Genomic DNA, 522 nt, shown 5'->3' with positions numbered 1-522 from the left:
GCATCGAAAGAGATCATTTTGTGTTTTACAGGCTCGATTCAACGTGCGAGTTCGCGCTCGTTTCGAGTGGGTGATTGGATTGAAGTGGGTAAGTTGTGTGGCGAGGTGATCGAACACAACATGATGGCGACAGTGATTCAAGAGATCGATTTGCATCACGGGCAATACCATTACACGGGTAAAACTGCGACGTTGCCTAATAGTATGTTTTTCACCTATCCGGTTAAAAACCTCAACTTCATGAAGCGTTATGTTTACCATAATTTCACGATTGTGGTGAAAGACTTCGTCAACTTGTATCCGCTACTGACACCGTTAACGGACAAAATTGATGAGCATTGCAGTTACTTTAGTGATGTTGCACATCGTTACAATACCATGATCGAGAAGCATGCTGGCGTTGATCTGCCGGGCGCAGAGCCGCACATCCACATTTCAAGTCATATTAATGGTGAGCAGATTGTGCATGTGATGATCTTCTGCCCGACAGATAAGGCGAACCATTTAGAACATTTGATTCGT

General features: G+C 44.3%; 1 protein-coding gene. It reads left to right on the top strand.

All coding sequences use genetic code 11. The annotated features are described in order from the left end of the window. Nucleotides 1-522 (top strand): mechanosensitive ion channel family protein (locus R7O13_RS30770; RefSeq protein ID WP_318305706.1); only part of this gene is annotated, 522 nt, incomplete at both ends.

It is taken from the genome of Vibrio sp. Y176 (assembly GCF_033438945.1).
The sequence above is the reverse complement of the archived record's forward strand: the minus strand, read 5'-3'. Positions and strand labels throughout refer to the sequence as shown.